At 62.5% G+C, this 18,547-nt stretch carries 12 protein-coding genes; 10 read left to right on the forward strand and 2 right to left on the reverse strand.

The window, feature by feature from the left end; genetic code table 11:
• The 8 genes from ACTHNE_RS20125 to ACTHNE_RS20160 all read left to right on the forward strand — a co-directional run.
• On the forward strand, positions 1-803 hold an 803-nt coding region (locus ACTHNE_RS20125), incomplete at its 5' end, for a hypothetical protein (protein ID WP_440270151.1).
• Positions 804-1,203: 400 nt separating this feature from the next.
• The gene (locus tag ACTHNE_RS20130) at positions 1,204-2,223 is read left to right on the forward strand and encodes a hypothetical protein (protein WP_440270152.1); all 1,020 of its coding nucleotides are present in this window, start codon (positions 1,204-1,206) and stop codon (positions 2,221-2,223) included.
• Positions 2,224-2,538: 315 nt separating this feature from the next.
• On the forward strand, positions 2,539-4,845 hold the full coding sequence (locus ACTHNE_RS20135) for a TonB-dependent receptor (protein WP_324937312.1): 2,307 nt from the start codon (positions 2,539-2,541) through the stop codon (positions 4,843-4,845).
• A gap of 367 nt (positions 4,846-5,212) precedes the next feature.
• Positions 5,213-6,487 carry a sterol desaturase family protein gene (locus ACTHNE_RS20140; RefSeq protein WP_324937314.1) on the forward strand — a complete coding sequence of 425 codons (1,275 nt, stop codon included), beginning with the start codon at positions 5,213-5,215 and terminating at the stop codon, positions 6,485-6,487.
• A 238-nt stretch (positions 6,488-6,725) separates the two neighbouring features.
• On the forward strand, positions 6,726-7,142 hold the full coding sequence (locus ACTHNE_RS20145) for a DoxX family protein (RefSeq protein ID WP_324937316.1): 417 nt from the start codon (positions 6,726-6,728) through the stop codon (positions 7,140-7,142).
• Between the two features lie 197 nt (positions 7,143-7,339).
• On the forward strand, positions 7,340-8,878 hold the full coding sequence (locus ACTHNE_RS20150; protein WP_324937318.1) for an amino acid permease: 1,539 nt from the start codon (positions 7,340-7,342) through the stop codon (positions 8,876-8,878).
• Positions 8,879-9,084: 206 nt separating this feature from the next.
• Positions 9,085-11,028, forward strand: a complete 1,944-nt coding sequence (locus ACTHNE_RS20155; protein WP_324937320.1) for a M61 family metallopeptidase — start codon at positions 9,085-9,087, stop codon at positions 11,026-11,028.
• A 218-nt stretch (positions 11,029-11,246) separates the two neighbouring features.
• Entirely contained in the window at positions 11,247-12,269 is a 1,023-nt protein-coding gene (locus ACTHNE_RS20160; protein WP_440270153.1) for an HDOD domain-containing protein, read from the forward strand.
• Between the two features lie 63 nt (positions 12,270-12,332).
• Here the strand turns inward: ACTHNE_RS20160 and ACTHNE_RS20165 are convergent, their stop codons facing one another.
• Entirely contained in the window at positions 12,333-14,822 is a 2,490-nt protein-coding gene (locus tag ACTHNE_RS20165) for a sensor domain-containing protein (RefSeq protein ID WP_440270154.1), read from the reverse strand.
• 94 nt (positions 14,823-14,916) lie between these two features.
• Complete coding sequence (locus tag ACTHNE_RS20170; RefSeq protein WP_440270155.1) at positions 14,917-16,062, reverse strand: hypothetical protein; 1,146 nt, start codon at positions 16,060-16,062, stop codon at positions 14,917-14,919.
• 217 nt (positions 16,063-16,279) lie between these two features.
• On the opposite strand from ACTHNE_RS20170, the gene ACTHNE_RS20175 reads away from it, so the two are divergent.
• Both ACTHNE_RS20175 and ACTHNE_RS20180 read left to right on the forward strand, forming a co-directional pair.
• Complete coding sequence (locus ACTHNE_RS20175; RefSeq protein WP_324937329.1) at positions 16,280-17,566, forward strand: acetyl-CoA C-acetyltransferase; 1,287 nt, start codon at positions 16,280-16,282, stop codon at positions 17,564-17,566.
• A gap of 5 nt (positions 17,567-17,571) precedes the next feature.
• On the forward strand, positions 17,572-18,084 hold the full coding sequence (locus ACTHNE_RS20180; RefSeq protein WP_324937331.1) for an energy transducer TonB family protein: 513 nt from the start codon (positions 17,572-17,574) through the stop codon (positions 18,082-18,084).
• Positions 18,085-18,547: the final 463 nt, after the last annotated feature.

Raw genomic sequence — 18,547 nt, forward strand, 5'->3', positions numbered from 1 at the left:
TGGCGTGCACCGCCTTGGCCAGTTCCAATTCAAATCACGTGGCAGTTAAAGCCAGCATGTTGTTGACTGGCTGGATCGACGTGCTTCCTGACGGGTCTGTACGCGCCTATGGTCTTGATCCACGTGTCCAGGTGCCGGACGGCGTTCGTAGGCTGGTTGATAAAAAGGTGGCTGGCTGGAAGTTTCGTTTCGACAGGCCCGTTACTGCGGTTCAGCACGAAATAATGTTCCTGCGCATCACCGCAACGCCTGTTGATGATCGGCACGATGTCATCGCTATCAGCGGCGCGTCCTTCATTGATGGAAGCTGGAATATCAGTGATCTTCCCTATTACAAGGGGTCTCTGCCGGCCGCTTATCCACAGACTGCCCGCAATGCGAAGGTGAGTGGAACAGCCTATCTGGTGCTACGAATAAACCGCCAAGGCAAGGTTGAAAAAGTTGCCGCGGAACGAGTCGACCTTGACGTTTATGGTCCAGAGAACCTGATGGGCCAATTTCGCGATCTGCTTGCGCACGCGGCGATCAAGGGCGTCGAATCGGCGACCTTCCATGTTCCTTCCACCGGCAGCCATGTTGGGGATCCGTATTGGGACGTCCGTTTACCAGTGCCATTCCATCTGATCACGGATGGTGTGCCTCCCATGGATCCGCATGGCGTATGGTCTCCCTACAATCCTGGGCCGCTCCAGTCGGTTTCATGGCTGACCGGTGATGAGCAGGCAGGCATGCCGCCAGATGCTATGCCAATCGTTGAAACTGCTGCGCAGAACGATTGCGCGGCGCACCTCGTTACGATGTGAGCGGCTGAGCGTAAAGCATGATGACTGATCGAATGGCGTCGCAAGTTTTTGCCTTGCGAGGTATTCATCACCTTTCACCACCCTTAAGCAAATAACCAAATAAGTCGTGCTCGTCACGCTGCGACATTGTCATATTTTCTTCATCCGGCATTCTCTATAAGCTCGATCCGTCCAGGCGGCAGGCGCTCTCGGGGGAGAGGTTTTTCGTCTTTCGCTTGCGACAGGGAGTAGGGGGTTTCAGGCAAGTATCGCAGCGCCATCGCAGTGGTGGTGGGGAGCGCTTGTGGGCGAACGATGCACAGGTGCTGGTCGCCGTTGTGCGGGCCTGTCTGGTTGGGCAAGTGCTGCAAGGCGCTTACCCGGTGACTTTTCAATCCTGATTTTTTCCTGGGGAGAATGTATGACGTTCAAGAACTCGTTCGGCATGCGTCGCATGGCAAAGCTCGTAGCGGTAGCTGGACTGGTGAGCGCGGGGGCGTTCCTGTCCGCGGCTTCTGCTTCGACGTTCGACGTTGCTGCCGATGCACAAGCCCAAGCGCTGAGCTCCTGGCATGAAACGATGCGGCACATGGCGCCGCCCACGGCGGGCTGTTTCCACGCTGCGTATCCCAGCGTCATCTGGGCAAAGACCTCGTGCGGTACCACCAGCTATCGGTCCAACCCGCATGTGAACGGAGCGGTGGAAACGGTGGGCAACGGTAACGACTACGCCGCTGCCACAGCCAACCTGACCGGCTCGGCGACGGGCAGCTTCCCGGTGGTGACGGGGGTTACCAGCGAAACCGGATCGAGCGGCGCCAACGATTACACGCTGCAGCTCAATACCAACCTGGCCAACTCCTCGCCGGCGTGCGCGCACTATGGTTATTCCAGCTGCCAAGTGTGGGAGCAGTTCATCTACTCGTCCAACTATGTCGGCAAGGGCGCGCAGGTGTTCATCCAGAACTGGATGTTCATTCCGGCGCACGCCAAATGCCCGAGCGGATGGAGCCAGTACCGCACCAGCTCGTACAACGGCTGCTACAAGAACAGCAGCGCCGTGAACAGCGTCACAGTTCCGGCGACGCAGCTGGCGAACATGAAGCTGGCCGGTGCAGTTGCGGCCAACGGCAACGACACGGTGACCTTCACCAATGGCTCCAACGCCTATGCGGTAAGCGAGCCCGACACCACCCTGTATATCGCCGATGTGTGGAAGCAGTCCGAGTTCAATATCGTCGGCAACGGCGGCGGTTCGGCGGCGACCTTCAACCCTGGCTCGTCGGTCACGGTGAATGTGCAGGTCAACGATGGCAGCACGAACGCACCGAGCTGCCTGGCCAACGCGGGCACCACTGGCGAAACCAACAATCTGAACCTGGGTTCGTGCAGCGCCACCGGAGGCACCGCGCCGTTTATCCAGTTCACTGAATCGAACTGATTGGTTTAGCCGCTTACATTGCATCTGAAAACAAGCGTCGGAGGCCATGCCTCCGGCGCTTTTTTCATGACCGGGTCCAAATGGTTGTGTCGCAACCAACTGTCGCGAAGCTTGCGGGCGCCGAACGAAAGAAACATACGCGACACAGCACTTAAATATGGCTGTCCAAATCCATCCATATTTCTGTAAAGCCCCATTCACAGATGTGAGCAAGACTTAACACCGCGCCGTCCAGGGGCGGCGTTTTTGTCCCGAATCCATAAACAAGTATGCGGCGACCCGCTGCAGGGTCAGCTGCGCAAAGGATATTTCCGCATGACAGTTCGTCAGATCTCGATTCGCATGTCCGGTCTCGCGCTTGCCGTGGTTGCGGCGTTGCATGGCGCGGTTGCTTTCGCAGGGAACACGACTGCCGATACGGCGCCCGCGGCGGCCGATGCTTCCGCCGCGGACAAGAGCAAGGCCAAATCGCTGGACGCCATCTCGGTGGTGGCGCCGGGCGAAACGATCCAGGTGCAGAGCGTGTCCAGTGTGGACATCAAGGCGTTGCCGCCGGGCAGCAGCGCATTCAAGGCGCTCAATCAGCTGCCGGGCGTGAACTTCCAGTCGTCCGATCCATGGGGCGCGTACGAATGGGCCACGCAGATCACGCTGCATGGCTTCGACCAGAGCCGCCTCGGCTTCACGCTGGACAATATCCCGTTGGGCAACATGAGCTACGGCGTGACGAACGGTCTGCAAGTGACGCGTGCGATCACCAGCGACAACCTGAGCTCGGTGGAAATCGCGCAGGGCGCGGGCGCACTGGGTACGCCATCGAGCACCAACCTGGGCGGCACGGTGCAGTTTTATTCGGCCGATCCGGATGCGGTGGCCGGTGCGCGCGTGAGCCAGGGTTTTGCCTCGGACAGTACGTATCGCACGTTCGTGCGTTTGGATAGCGGCGACTTCCACGGTTACTCGATGTACGTGTCGTTCGCTCGCGCCGATACCGGCAAGTGGAAGGGCTACGGCGACCAGCAGGACAACCAGATCAACCTCAAGAGCCTGTACCAGTGGGGTGACGGCAACCGCGTCAGCCTGTTCTTCGACAGCTCCAAGCGCAAGGAATACGACTATCAGGACCTGTCGCTGACCAGCCAGCGCGTGCTCGGTTGGAACTACGACTACTGGCAGCCGGATTGGACCTCTGCGGTGCAGACCGCGCTGGCGATCCAGGGCAAGGGTGCGTATCCCGCTTCATTGAACGGCCTACCCGCGGACTACGATAAGGGTGACGTGAACTACTACGCCGGCGGCGGCATCCGTCGCGACAACCTGGTGGGCTTGAGCAGCCAGCTCGCCCTGAGCAGCAACGCCACGCTGAACCTCGGCGCGTACTACCACAACGATCGCGGCGAGGGTCAGTGGGCCACGCCGTACGTGGCTTCGTCGGCCACGGTGCCGCTGGCCATGCGCACCACCGACTACGGCCTGGATCGCACGGGCGGCACGGCGTCGCTGAACCTCACCATCGCCAACAACGACATCCAGATCGGCGCGTGGGTGGAAGATGCGAACACCAACCAGGAACGCAACTATTTCTACTTGAACGGCCAGTACACCTTCCTCAGCAATTTCTACGATTCGGAAGAGCCGTTCGCGCGCGGCTTCTTCCAGAACTACCAGACCACCACGCGCATGGGTTATATCCAGGACACGCTGCACTTCATGGACGATCGCCTGACGGTGAACTTCGGCACCAAGGCGTTGGACGTGACCACCACAGCCAAGTCGCTGGAACCGAGCGCGCTGTCCGCAGGCCGCATTTCCGCCCGCGAGAACTTCCTGCCGCAGGCCGGCGTGGACTACAAGATCGACCAGCACCAGGATGTGTATGCCTCATACACCAAGAACATGGCCGCGTATGGCTTCCTGCCGTTCTCGCAATCGCAGGCCTCGTTCGACCAGGGCAAGAGCGCGCTGAAGCCGGAAGAATCGCAGACCTTCGAATTCGGCTATCGCGTGCAGGGCAGCGGTTTTGAAGCTTCGGCCGACGCCTATTACACGCACTTCACCAACCGCCTGCTCTCGGTCAGCCCGTGCAGCGCGGTGCAGACCTGCTCGGCGATCATCAACAACGTGGGTTCGGTGCAGAGCAAGGGCGTTGACCTGGCGCTGATCTGGAAGCCGATCGACCACATGCGTTGGTTGAATAGCTTGTCCTACGCCAATACCAAGTACCAGGACGATTACTTGAACAACGGCGTGGTCGCCACCGCCGGCAAATACGTGGTGGGCACGCCGGTGTGGATGTTCACCAGCGCGCTGAACTACAACATCGGTGCATGGAGCTTCAACGTCGACGGCAAGTACACCGGCCGCCGTTACATCACCTACAGCAACGATTCGTCAGTACCGGCATACCTGCTGTTCAACGCCGGCGTGAGCTACGACATCGGCGCGTGGTCGATCCTCAAGGATCTGAACGTGGCCTTCAACGTCACCAACCTCGCCAACAAGCACTACTTTGCGACGACGGGGACGAACGGTTACGTGGCCTCCGATCCGCAGGGTTACAACCAGACCTTGCAGGCGGGTGCGCCGCGGCAGTATTTCGTCAATATCAGTGCGAAATTTTGATAGGGCGGTTTGCGCTAGCCCCTCTCCGGCTTGATTGGCGTCGAATCTCAGCTTGCCGGAATATGTCCCCTCCCCTACGTGTAGTAGGGGAGGGATAGGGTGGGGTGAAGCAACCTCGCGAAGCATTTCAACCATGCGGCAAGCTCGGACAACCCCACCCCAGCCCTCCTCTGCAAGCAGGGGAGGGCGCCATTGTTCGCGCAGTTGAGATTCGGCGTTAATCGTGCGCCGGCAAATGCAAAAAGTTATCGGACAGCAATGGCGTCCGCCGACATGACCAGCGAGGCCTGAGACAACCCACTATATACTCTCCAAGCGCCGCACGCCTAGGGGAGGCCCGATCGCAATGATCACGCCGGAACGCATCATGGCCTGGGCCATACCGGGTTTCTTCGTGTCGATCGGCATCGAAATGCTTGTCGCGAAGTGGCACGGTCGCGACGTGTACTACAGCAATGACGCGATCAATAGCTTAGGTCTCGGCACGCTCTCGCAGATCGTCGGTGTATTCACCAAGCTGTTCGCGATTGGTATCTATGGCTGGTGCGCAACGCACCTCGCGCCATGGACCTTGCCCGCCAGCAGTATCTGGGTGTGGATAAGCGGGTTGCTGCTGTACGACCTGCTCTATTACTGGCTGCATCGCCTCGGACATGAAGTGAACGTGTTGTGGGCGGCGCACGTGGTGCATCATCAGAGCGAAAGCTACAACCTCACCACGGCGCTGCGGCAGACCGGCAGCGGTTTTCTGCTTGGCTGGATCGCGTATCTGCCGATGGCTTTGCTCGGTTATCCCACCGAAGTGTTCGCGGTGGTCGCGCTGATCGATCTGCTGTATCAGTTCTGGGTGCACACACAGATGATCGGCCGGCTCGGCTGGTTCGATCGCGTGTTCTGTTCACCCTCCAATCATCGCGCGCATCACGCGGTGAACGAGCGCTACCTCGATCGCAATTACGGCGGCATCCTGATCATCTGGGATCGCCTGTTCGGTAGCTTCGTGGAAGAGAGCGATGACGATCCGCCCGTCTACGGCACGCGCGCGCCGCTGCAAAGCTGGAATCCGCTGTGGGCGAACGTGGAAGTGTATGGCGCGCTGCTCAAGGATGCCTGGCATGCACGCAACTGGCTGGACAAGCTGCGCGTGTGGATCAAGCCGCCTGGATGGCGGCCCGCAGATGTCGCAATGCGTTTTCCCAAGCCTGCGTTCGATATCCATCATGCGCGCTACAACCCGCCGATGTCGCGGGCGCTCGATGTTTACTGCATCGTGCAGTTTGCACTGCTGTTGCTGATTGGCGTGCATTTTCTCGATACCGCGCCAAAGCTGGCATGGTTGCCGGCAGCCGCCTATGCGGCCTATCTGGTGTATGGCTTGCTGGCGCTTGGCTTTCTGTTGGAGTCTCGCAGCATTGGCGTGTGGCTGGAGCTGTTGCGTACTGCCGGAACGGCTGCCCTCGTTGCGATTGGCAGGCGCTGGTTTGGTGTTGAGCATCTCGATGCGTGGGCGGCTGCGGGAGTGGCGACGGCGTTTGAGATCGGGGCCGTGGTGCTGTTTCTCGTCGCCGATTACGATCGCCGCCACGCTGATGCTGCAGCTCCGCGCCCGGATGACTTCATTCGCATGACGAAACTTCCGTAGGTTGGGCTGAGGCGTAGCCGAACCCCAACGAAGAGATGCGCATGCCGACATTGGGGTCCGGCTACGCCTCAGCCCAACCTACCGGATGATCCGGCGCAGGTTTTGGGATAGGAAAAATTCCGTGTGGCGGCCGTGTTGGAACGCAACGCGGTTTGGTTCATAGTGGGCACCAAGGGCGTCTGGTATGGCATCGTCCGTCGATGCCAGTGGTATCTGTTGTTCTCCTTGGAGAATGATCATGCGATACACACCGTTGTTCGAACGCTACAGAGATGGCTTGCTCCTGCTCGCACGCGTCTTCCTGGTGGCCCTGTTCGTGATCTTCGGCTGGGACAAGTTCCTGAATTTCTCCGGCACTGTCAGCTATATGGAATCCACCGGGCTGCCGTTTGCCGCGCTTGCCGCCGGCAGCGCGCTGGTGATGGAGCTGGTGGTGGGCGTGGCGATATTGCTGGGCTTCTATACGCGGCCGCTGGCGCTGCTGCTTGCCGTGTATACCTTGGTCACCGCCTTGATCGGTCATCGGTTCTGGGCGCTTACCGGCGGCTTGCGCCTGGATACGGTGATCCACTTCTACAAGAACGTGAGCATCGCCGGTGGCTTGCTGCTATTGGCGCTGACCGGCCCCGGCAAATATTCGATGGACAAGCGATGACCTGTAGGTTGGGTTAGCGCAGCGTAACCCAACGAATCGGCCCAAAAATGTTGGGTTACGCTGCGCTAACCCAACCTACGGCAACACTTATGTAAGTTGCAGCGCAACATGCAAGGCCTGTCAGGCATCGCCTTCGGCAGCCGTTCCGGCCGTGCGCTTTCGCTATGATCGGCGCTTTGGTTTTGGGAGAGCTGCCGATGAGTGTTCTGAGCAGGATGCTGCGCCACAAGTCCGTCGAGCAATTGCAGGCGGAGGCGGGCAAGCGGGGGGATTTTCGCCGGGTGCTGGGCTTGTGGCAGCTCACCGCCATCGGCATCGGCGGCATCATCGGCGTGGGCATTTTCGTGCTGGCGGGGCAGCAGGCGGCGGCGAATGCAGGGCCGGGCGTGGCGCTCAGCTTTATCATCGCCGGCTTCGGCAGCGCATGCGCGGCACTATGCTACGCGGAGTTCGCCGGGCTGATTCCGGTGACCGGTAGTGCATACACCTATGGCTACGCGGTATTGGGCGAATTCGTCGCCTGGATCATCGGCTGGGATCTCTTGCTGGAATACGCGCTGGTGGTCGCGGTGGTGGCCATCGGCTGGTCCGGCTACGTGCAGGTGTTGCTCGGTTCGGCAGGCATCCATCTGCCGGAGTGGGCGCAGCAGAGCATGAGTGCGCAGACGATGGAGTATTACCTGCAGCAATTGTTCGGCGTGCATGGTGCGCAGGCGATTGCAGGCCCCAGCGACGGCCATCGCTTCAACGTGATTGCCGCCGGCATTTCGCTGCTGGTCGCCGCGTTGCTCACCATTCGCACCGAATGGGGCGCGCGCTTCAACACGCTGGTGGTGACGATCAAGGTGATCGGCGTGCTGCTGGTGGTGGGCGTTGGCGTGTTCTACGTGCATGCGGCGAACTGGCATCCGTTCGTTCCCGCGCGCGTGGTGGATGCGCAAGGCGTCGGCCATTTCGGCTGGGCCGGCGTGTTGACCGGCGCCAGCGTAGTGTTCTTCGCGGTGTTCGGCTACGACACGCTCACCACGGCGGCCGAGGAAGCCAAGCATCCGCAGCGCGATCTGCCGCGCGCGGTGCTGCTGTCGCTGGCGGTGGCGATGGTGCTGTATATCGCGGTGTCGCTGGTGCTGACCGGCATCACGCATTACAGCAATCTTGGCGGCGATGCGTCGGTATCGCAGGCGTTCGAATCGATCGGCCTGCATTGGTTGAGCGTGACCATTGCCATCGCCGCGGTGATCGGCGTGACCAGCGTGTTGTTCGCCTTCATGCTGGGCGCCGCGCGCATCTGGTTCGCCTTGGCGCGCGATGGACTGCTGCCGGCGTGGTTCGCACACATCCATCCGCGTTTCGGCACGCCGGCGCGGCCCACCGTGATTCTTGGCGTGTTCACTGCGCTGGTGGCGGGCCTGCTGCCGATCGGCGAAGTGGCGGAACTGGTGAACATCGGCACGCTCAGCGCCTTCATCATCATCTGCAGCGCGGTGCTGGTGTTGCGCGTACGCAAGCCGCAGGTGCCACGCAGTTTCCGTGCGCCGGCGCTGGCGCTGGTGGCGCCGCTGGGCGTGCTGTTTTCGCTGCTGCTGATCTTCGGCGTGCCGTGGTCGGATACGGACGGCTGGCATCGCATCGGTGGCTTGCCGTGGATCACCTTCGAGCGCTTCATCATCTGGATGGCGCTGGGATGTGTGATCTATTTCGGCTACGGCATGCGGCATAGCCGCGTCGAAAAGTAACCGAACGCGAATCGAAGGCTGGGATGGCAATCCCAGCATGGCCATGTTCCTGCGGTTGGGCGCAAGAACGAAACGGCATGACCTCTGGCAGGGGAGGCGAAGTAGGGTCTTGGCTCTACCATCGCCGGCAATCCGCCCGAGGGGCGGTCATCTTTTTTTGTCCTTATGGGCTGTCCCGTAAGGACGCCGCCCGCCGGAGTTGCCGAGTGAAATCCCATGCCTTGCATTTGCGCTTGATCGCCGCCGCCGTGATGGCGGCCTGTTCCCTGTCAGGAACCGTCGCGGCGCAATCGTCACCGGGGTTTTCCGGCGACGTGCCGGCGCCGGTCGATCAAGCGTACGCAGGCACGCTCACCGTCAACGTCGATCTGCGCGATGCCGGCAAGCGCATCTTCCGTTCGCACGAAACCATTCCGGTGAAACCGGGTGCACTCATGCTGTTCTATCCGAAGTGGATTCCCGGCGAGCACGCGCCGTCCGGTCCGGTGTCGAACGTGGCCGGCCTGATCATTCGCGCGAACGGCAAGCAACTGCCGTGGCGCCGCGATCTGCGCGACATGTTCACGCTGCACCTGGATGTGCCGCAGGGCGTCAATCAGCTCGACCTGGATTTCCAGTTCCTGTCGCCCGGCGAAGGCGAGGGCAGCAACTTTGGCGCGAGCGTGTCCACTGCGCCCAACCTGGTGGACATGGAATTCAATCAGGTGGTGTTCTATCCGGCCGGCTATTACACGCGGCAGATCCAGATCCAGCCGACCGTGCAGCTGCCGCAGGGCTGGAAGTTTGCTTCGGCGCTGGAAGTGGACAGCCAATCGGGCGACACCATCCATTTCAAACCGCTCGGCTTCAACAATTTCGTCGATTCGCCGTTGATTGCCGGCGCGAACTTCAATCGCGTCGACCTCACGCCCAAGGGCGGCGCGCCGGTGTACTTGAACGTGGTGGGCGATGCGGCGAAGGACGTGAAGCTCACCGACAAGCAGCTCGAACAGCAGCGCAACGTGGTGACGCAGACCAATTTCCTGTTCGGCGCGCATCACTACAGCCATTACGATTTCCTGCTTACGTTGTCCGACCACACCGGCCACTTCGGGCTCGAGCACCACCAGGCCAGTGACGATCGCCTGCCGGCCAACTTCTTCACCGACGATGACATGCACCTGTACGCGGCCAGCCTGATGCCGCACGAATTCGTGCATTCCTGGAACGGCAAGTTCCGTCGTCCGGCGGATCTGTGGACACCTAACTTCAACGTGCCGATGCAGGACGATCTGCTGTGGGTGTATGAAGGGCTTACCGATTATTGGTGCGGCGTGCTCACCGCGCGCGCCGGCCTGTGGACGCCGGCGCAGTATCGCGATTCGATCGCCAACATCGCCGCCGCGATGAGCTACCGCACCGGCCGCGCATGGCGTTCGTTGCAAGATACCGCCGACGCCGCACCGCTCACCTATTACGGCTCGGAAAGCTGGATCAACTGGATCCGCGATACCGATTTCTATCCCGAAGGCCAGTTGCTGTGGCTCGACGTCGATACCAAGCTGCGCGAACTCAGCGGCGGCAAGCATTCGCTGGATGATTTCGCGCATGCCTTCTATGGCATGGACAACGGCAGCTACGTCACCAAGACCTACACCTTCGACGACGTGGTCAACACGCTCAACCAGGTGCAGCCGTTCGACTGGTCGACCTTCCTGCGCCAGCGCCTCGACTACACCGGCACGGAGTTGCCGGAGCACGGCATCGAGCGCGGCGGCTGGAAGCTGGTGTTCAATGACACGCCCAATGGTGAAACCAAAGCCCTCGAAGGCATCCGCCACGGCGCCAACCTGGCCTACTCGATCGGCCTGATGGTCAATGCCAAAGGCACGATCGGCGACGTGCAGTGGAACGGTCCGGCGTTCAAGGCCGGCCTGGTGCCGGGCCTTAGCATCGTTGCCGTCAACGGGCACGACTTCTCCACCGACACGCTGAAGGATGCGATCACCGCCGCCAAGACTTCGCAGGCGCCGATCGAGCTGCTGGTGAAGAACGTGGACGTGTACAGCACGGTGAAGGTGGATTACCACGGCGGCCTGCGCTATCCGCATCTGGAGCGGGCGGATGGGAAGGATCTGATCGGAGCGATCGTGGCGCCGCGGAGCAAGTAGCCAAGGCGAATCTTGCCGCACATTCGTTCCCTCCCCTACGTGTAGTAGGGGAGGGCTAGGGTGGGGTGAAACAACCTCGCGATGGATTTCAACTTCGCGGCAAGCTCGTGCAACCCCACCCGACCCTCCCCTGCATGCAGGGGAGGGGGCAGCATGCGATCAAGCTCCTGCGATTCCTGCCGATATCTATCCCCATAGAGCCAAGCCTCCGGGGACCTATGGGCGGATTCTGGAAACGATTGTTTGCGAACGACGAGCCGCAGAAAGAGCGGCCGCGTTTCAACGTCGTGCTGCCGTGGCCGGAAGAGGCCGAGCCGAAGGCGCCCGTGCCTGCGCTCAGCAGCGCCGATATCCAGGACTGGTTCTATCGCCTGGTGCTGGGCATGCCGGGTTCCGAGGCGGTCGACTGGCGTCCACAGGAACAGGTGATGCTGCGGCGCCTGGACGAGCTGTGCGGCGGCGATCGTTTCGACATTTCCACCTTGCCGCGTCTGCCGGAAGTGCTGCCGCAACTGCTGCGCATGCTCAAGAGCGAGAACTCCGACGGCACCAAGGTGGCCAAGCTGGTCGGGCGCGATCCGGTGCTGGTCGGCGAAGTGATGCGGGTCAGCCGCAGCGCGCACTACCGCACCGCGCGGCCGATCACCAGCCTGCAGCATGCCATCGTGCTGTTGGGCCATGACGGCTTGCGCCAGATGGTCACGCAGCACGTGATGAAACCCATCCTGCAGGCCAGCGCCGGCATGCTCGGCCATGCCGCGGGCCAGCGCCTGTGGGATCACGCCGAACGCTGCGCGCACGCCAGCATGTATCTGGCGCGCGGACAGGGCGATCCGTTCGAGGCGTACCTGGCCGGCGTGGTGTGCAACGCCGGCGTGGGCGCGATGATCCGCGTGCTTGACCAGGAGGCGCCGCCGACGCTGGGGGTGTTCAGCCGTTCCTTCCTTATCGGGTACACCCATCTGGCCAACCATCTCACCCTGCGCGCGGCCAAGCATTGGGAATTGCCGCCCAACGTGATCCAGGCGCTGCGCGAACGCCTGGATGCACGCGCGAAGGCGCCGGTGACCGAGCTGGGCAATGCGCTGCTGGCGGCCGATCACCTGGCGATGATCCAGATGCTGGCCGACAACCACGTGATCGACCGCGCCACGCCGCCGGCGCCGCAGCGCGTGGATCGATTGCCGGATGTGCTGGTGGATCGTGCGCAGCAGGAATTGCGGCGCGTGTTTCGGGTGTAGGTTGGGGTGCAAACCCCAACATCGTGTTGCGTGACACGACAACGTTGGGGTTTGCACCCCAACCTACGTCAATTGGCGTATCGCCAGCCGTTCTTCGAATTTTTCCGGTTTCATCGGCGCGCCGAACAAAAAGCCCTGCATGTGCGAGCAACCCGCTTCGCGCAGGAAGCGGCTCTGCATTTCCGTCTCCACGCCTTCGGCGATCACGTCCTTGTTGAGGCTGCGGGCCATCGCGATGATGGCGCTGGTGATCGCGGCGGTTTCCGCATCCTGCGTGATGTCGCGCACGAAGGCGCGGTCGATCTTCAACGCATCGACCGGGAAATGCTTGAGGTAGGAAAGACTGTTGTAGCCGGTGCCGAAGTCGTCCAGCGACAGGCGCACGCCGCGCTGGCGAATGCGCCGCAGCAGGCGGATGGTGCCGTCGCCGCCGCTCATCATGGTGCGTTCGGTCAGTTCCAGTTCGAGCAGGCCAGGATCGAGGCCAGTTTCGTTGAGGATGCTGTCCAGCCGCTCGTAGAAACCGGCGTATTGGAACTGCAGCGGCGACACGTTCACCGAGATCGACATCGGCAGGCCTTCGCGCTGCCAGGTGCGCGCCTGCAGGCAGGCTTCGCGCAGCGCCCAGGTGCCGATGGACACGATCAGGCCGGTGTCTTCGGCCACCGGAATGAACTGGTCGGGCGTAAACACTTCCTCGCCGTTCACATACAGCCGCAGCAGTGCCTCGGCGCCGACGATCTGGCCGTGCTTGGCGTCCACCTTCGGTTGGTATTGCAGGGTCAGTTCGTTATGCGCCAGCGCGTGGCGCAGCACGTTCTCGATGCGCTGGCTGGCGGCGGAGCGCTGGCTCATTTCCGGTGCGTAGAAACAATAGCCGTGGCGGCCTTGCGTCTTCACTTCGTACATCGCGGCATCGGCGGTGCGCACCAGCGCGTCCGGCTCGGTGCCGTCGCGCGGAAACAGGCTGATACCGATGCTGGCGCGGATCTCCAGCGGCGGCGTATGCGACACCTGGGTCAGCGCACAGGCATCGAGCAGCTTGCGCGCGAAGCTGGCCGCTTCGTCGGCATCGTCCACGCGCGGCAGCAGCACCACGAATTCGTCGCCGTTGTAGCGGAACGCCATGTCTTCGCTGTCGCGCAACGCACTGCGAATCTGCTGCGCCACCGCCTGCAGCACCTGGTCGCCCACGCCATGGCCGAGCGTATCGTTGACGCGGCGGAAATGGTCCAGGTCGATATACAGCACCGCGCACTGACGGTGCCGCTGCGTGGCCATGGTGGTGGCCTGTTCGATGCGCGCGTACAAAAGGCTGCGGTTGGGCAGGCCGGTGAGCGTGTCGTGCTGGGCCAACTGGATCATCTTCAGCGCCAGCGTGCGGTTTTCGCTGATGTCGTGGCATACCAGCACGCCGCCGGTCACGCTGCCGGTGTGATCGTGGATCAAGGCGGCCGAGGTTTCGATCGGGGTTTCGAAGCCGTTCCGATGCAGCAGGATCGCGCGCCCGCTGAAATCCACAATCGCATTGCGGCGCATGGCCTGGCGCAGAGGATTATCCAGCAGCTGGCGGTTGCCGATGTCGCGCAGGCGGAATACGTCGTCCAGCGCGCAACCTTTGGCGTCGGCATTGGACCAGCCGGTCATCGCCTCGGCGATCGGATTAAGCGAGGTGATGTTGAGCGCGATGTCGGTGGTGATCACCGCATCGCCGATCGAATTGAGCGTGACTTCAGCCAGCTGCCGTTCGCGGAACAGCGCTTCCTCGTAATGCTTGCGCTTGGTGATGTCCTGCACCTGGCTCACCAGGTAATTGAGCTGCCCGTTCTCGCTGCGCACCTGCGACACCGACAGTTGCACGTGGACGAAGTGGCCATCGCGATGGATGTAGCGCTTCTCGGTCTGGAACGCCTCGCGCCGGCCGTTGAGGATCTGCGCGGACAACGCTTCGCTCAGCGGCAGATCGTCCGGATGCGTGACGTCGCGCCAGTTCATGCTGCGCATTTGCGCTTCGGTAAAGCCCAGCATGTTGCACAACGCCGCGTTCACGCGCTGGTAGCGGCCATCCGGCAGCACCATCGCCATGCCCACGGCGGCGTGCTGGAACGCCAGGGAAAAACGCTGTTCGCTTTCGCGCAGTTGTTCTTCCAGCGCGTGGCGTTCGGTGATGTCGGTGAATACGGTGAGTACGCCACGCAACCGTCCTTCTCCATCGCGATCGGGCGTGAAGCTGCCGTGCACGTAGCGGCGCAGCGCGCAGCTGAACAACTGGCCTTCGTAACTGGAAGCGTGCCCGCCCAGTGCCTGCAGCAAGGCCGCGCGCACGCGCAGATAGCTTTCCGGATCGAGCACCTCGCTCACCGCCCGGCCCGTGATCTGGTTGGGGTCGATGTCGAACCAGCGGCGATGTGCTTCGTTGGCGAACAGGAAGCGCTCGTTGACGTCGATATACGTCATCAGAGCTGGCACGCTCTGCACGACGTGCGCAAGCAGATACTGCCCGGCTTCAGAAGCCAGCGGATCGCCTTCGACGGGGTGCGTCAGCTTGGGCATGCAGTGTCGGTTCGTCCGTGCGTCGGCACATCATGCGCCGGAATGACGATAAAGCAAGATTTCGTATTCCGTGGGTTGACATACTCGACAGGTATCAATGCAACGCGAGCACCGGCGCACTCAACAAGCCCTGCTCGTCCAACTGGATTTTCCCCAGCGCATGCAGATCGCTGGCCGCATCGAATCGGTCGGCCAGCGCGGCGACCAGCGGGCCCAGCGCCGACGATCGCAACGGATAGCCGTGCGCCAGCACGCGGGTCGTGCCCGCTGCACCGCGCTGCGCCACCGTGACCGCCACCACGCCCAGGCCGGCCGCTTCGTGGGCGAACAGGGTCGGCGCGCCATAGGCCGGATCGGCGATAGATGCGGTTTCGGCCAGCCAGCCGGGGCCGTCGGCGGTGGCGATGGCCGATCCCTCATTTAAATGCAGGGACAATCCATGCGCTTGCAGCAGGGCGGCGTACTGGCGCAGTTCGAACACGGCGCCGGCGAAGGCATGGCTGCGCTCGGCCGGCGTGACGTCTGGCGTGGCCAGCCATTGCGCGGGCGATTGCATCCAGGCCTTGCCGTCGGCATAGCGCAGCGCGAGGCCGCGTGCGCTCAGTGCATCCTCGGGGCGATACGGCGTGAGCATCGCCGCTTCCAGCAATTGCCACAGCGGCGCCAGGTTGACGTGTTCGTACTGCACGCAGGTGAGCGCAAGTAGATCGTTGCGGCTGAGATAGCGGGCATGTTCCAGGCGAACATCGAAGTGGCGCATCAGCCAGTCGGCAGTGCGCGCGCCGGCTTCGCCGCGGCCGACCAGTTCCACTTCCATCCGCTGGGACAGCGCATCGGCGATATCTTCCGGAGCGAGCACGCTCAACGGCAGCAGGCGCATCGGGCCGTCGGCGTAGCCGGGATCGGGCTCCAGCGGTTGCGCCGGCATGCGTCCGTCGTGATGGCCGAACGCCACCACGTTTTCGAGCTGGCTGCGCGGCACGCGCCGCGCCAGCTCATCCAGCGTGGCCCACACTGGGAAGCCGGGACGCAGCAATTCCACCGCATCGAACGCGGCGCCGCCCAGGGTCAGGCGGGCTTCGGCCACTTCGGGCACCAGCGTGTGCAGGTCGCCTGCCACCAGCGCCGCCAGTTCGGCGGCCTCGTCGCGGCTCAGGGTGAGCCGCTGCGGGCGTTCGCCGGGCGACAGTTCCAGGGCCAGGACGGCGGGCAGGGCTTGCAGCGAAGCGGGGGATTCCACGCGGTCATACCTAGATAAGTGAAACGGAAAGTCTAGCAGCCCCTCCGGAGGCGGCAGCCCGACACGGCGGCCACCCACGGCATCGGGGCTCAATCCCAGCGCACATTTCTCAACCTCGCCGTAACGATTCGCCGTTCAAACGCCTGTTCGGGCTTTCGCCTGGCTGCTGAGCGGGTTAGCCTTGCCTGATCGGTGTTTCGGGACCCAAGTCAAGGCTATGGAAAACACGCAGCAGCGCGTTGGCGTCATCGGCGGTGTGCGCATCCCGTTCTGTCGCAACAACACTGCCTATGCGGACGTCGGCAACTTCGGCATGTCGGTGAAGGTGCTGGGCGCGCTGGTCGAACGTTTCGGCCTGCACGGCGTGGAGCTGGGCGAAGTGGCGATGGGGGCGGTCATCAAGCACGCCTCCGACTGGAACCTGGCGCGCGAAGCCTTGTTGAGTTCCGGCCTGGCGCCGACCACCCCCGGCATCACCACCGCGCGCGCCTGCGGCACCTCGCTGGACAACGCCATCGTCATCGCCAACAAGATCGCCACGGGGCAGATCGAGGCCGGCATCGCCGGCGGCTCGGATACCACCAGCGACGTGCCGATCGTCTACAGCCAGCGCCTGCGCAAGCGCCTGCTGGCGGTGAACCGCGCCAAGACGCCGCTGGATAAATTGAGGACGGCGGTGCGCGGGTTTTCCCTCAGCGAATTGAAGCCCTCGTTTCCCGGCGTGGCCGAACCGCGCACCGGCATGTCGATGGGCGAGCACTGCGAAAAGATGGCGCGCGAATGGCACATCGGCCGCGAGGTGCAGGATCGCCTGGCGCTGGACAGCCATCGCAAGCTCGCTACCGCCTATGAGGGGGGCTTTTTCGAAGACCTGGTGGTGCCGTTCCGCGGCGTGAAGCGCGACGGTTTCTTGCGCCCCGACACCAGCATGGACAAGCTGGCCGGACTCAAGCCCGCGTTCGACAAGACCTCCGGCCTGGGCACGCTCACCGCCGGCAACTCCACCGGCCTTTCCGATGGCGCCGCGGCGGTGCTGCTGGCGAACGAGGCGTGGGCGGCCAAGCGTGGCTTGAAAATCCAGGCCTATCTGCGCGATGCCGAAGTGGCCGCGGTGGATTTCGTGCATGGCGAAGGCCTGCTGATGGCGCCGACCATCGCGGTGCCGCGCCTGCTCAAGCGCAACGGCCTCAGCTTGCAGGATTTCGACTTCTACGAAATCCACGAAGCGTTCGCCGCACAAGTGCTGTGCACGCTGCGCGCGTGGGAATCGCCCGATTACTGCAAGAATCGCTTGGGTCTGGATGCGCCATTGGGTGCCATCGATCCGGCCAAGCTCAACGTCAACGGCTCCAGTTTGGCGGCAGGACATCCGTTCGCCGCCACCGGCGCGCGCATCGTCGCCACGCTGGCGAAACTGCTGGAACAGAAAGGCTCGGGCCGCGGCCTGATTTCCATCTGCACCGCCGGCGGCATGGGCGTGGTGGCGATCCTGGAGCGGCCATAAGTTTTATGCCTCGGTTGCGCGTCACTGCCAGTTTGAGCCTGCTTGCGTTGGTGATCGGCGTGGGCGGCGTGCAATGGTTGAGCGAGCAGACCTATGCGCACGTGGATTGGCCGGTGGCCGTGCATCGGCCCGTGACGACGCAGTGGGTGCGCCGTGCTGAGCATCCCCGACGCGTGGCACGGGTCGTGCGCCCGCGTTACGAAGCGTCACAAGCGGAAGCCGTCGCCGCACCGGTTGCGCCGTCCAGCAGCGCGCCGACCCTGGTGCCGGTATCGACACCAGCCGCGTCATTGCCTACTTCGCAGATGGAAGATCACGCGGTAGGCAACGTCGTGCTGCATCTGACCGTCGACGGGCAAGGCGAGGTCACGCACGCGGCGATCGCGCAGTCCAGTGGCGACAGCGTGCTGGATTCAAATGCATTGGCGATCGCACAGCGCTGGCGTTTTGCGGTGCCGGCGGATCATCCGCAGGGTATCAGCGGCGATTTGCCGATGCGGTTCGATGGGCACATGTAGGTTGGGGTGCAAACCCCAACGTTGTCATGTCGGTAGCTTTCGATGTTTGGGTTTGCACCCTGACGGATCCCTGCGTTTTTGTTGATTGAGAAGGTGATCCCGCGAAGGACGGTAGCTGCGCGTGAGCGTGGACCATTGCCTGCGGCGCTTTCGATCGCCGAAGGCGCTCGAGTCACTTTTCTTTGCTGGCCCAAAGAAAAGTAACCAAAAGAAATGGCCTGGAGAGCTCATGGCGCTGCGCTGATTACAAGCCAGAAGGTTTGAGGCATTGCGATGAGAGTTGGCTTGCCTGCTTCCACCTTGTTGCGATTCCGCGACGCGCCCAGGCGCTGAGGGCTTAAAGCAGTTCTCCAGGGTTGCAGGCCCGCTTTAAGCCCTCAGCGCCGCGGCGCCTCGCGGCATAGCCGGGACGTGGAACCCTTGGAGACGAACTTTCTATCTGGACGTGAGCGCTCAGGCTCTT

The sequence above is a fragment of the Dyella sp. genome (assembly GCF_051954575.1).
Lineage (GTDB): Bacteria > Pseudomonadota > Gammaproteobacteria > Xanthomonadales > Rhodanobacteraceae > Dyella_B.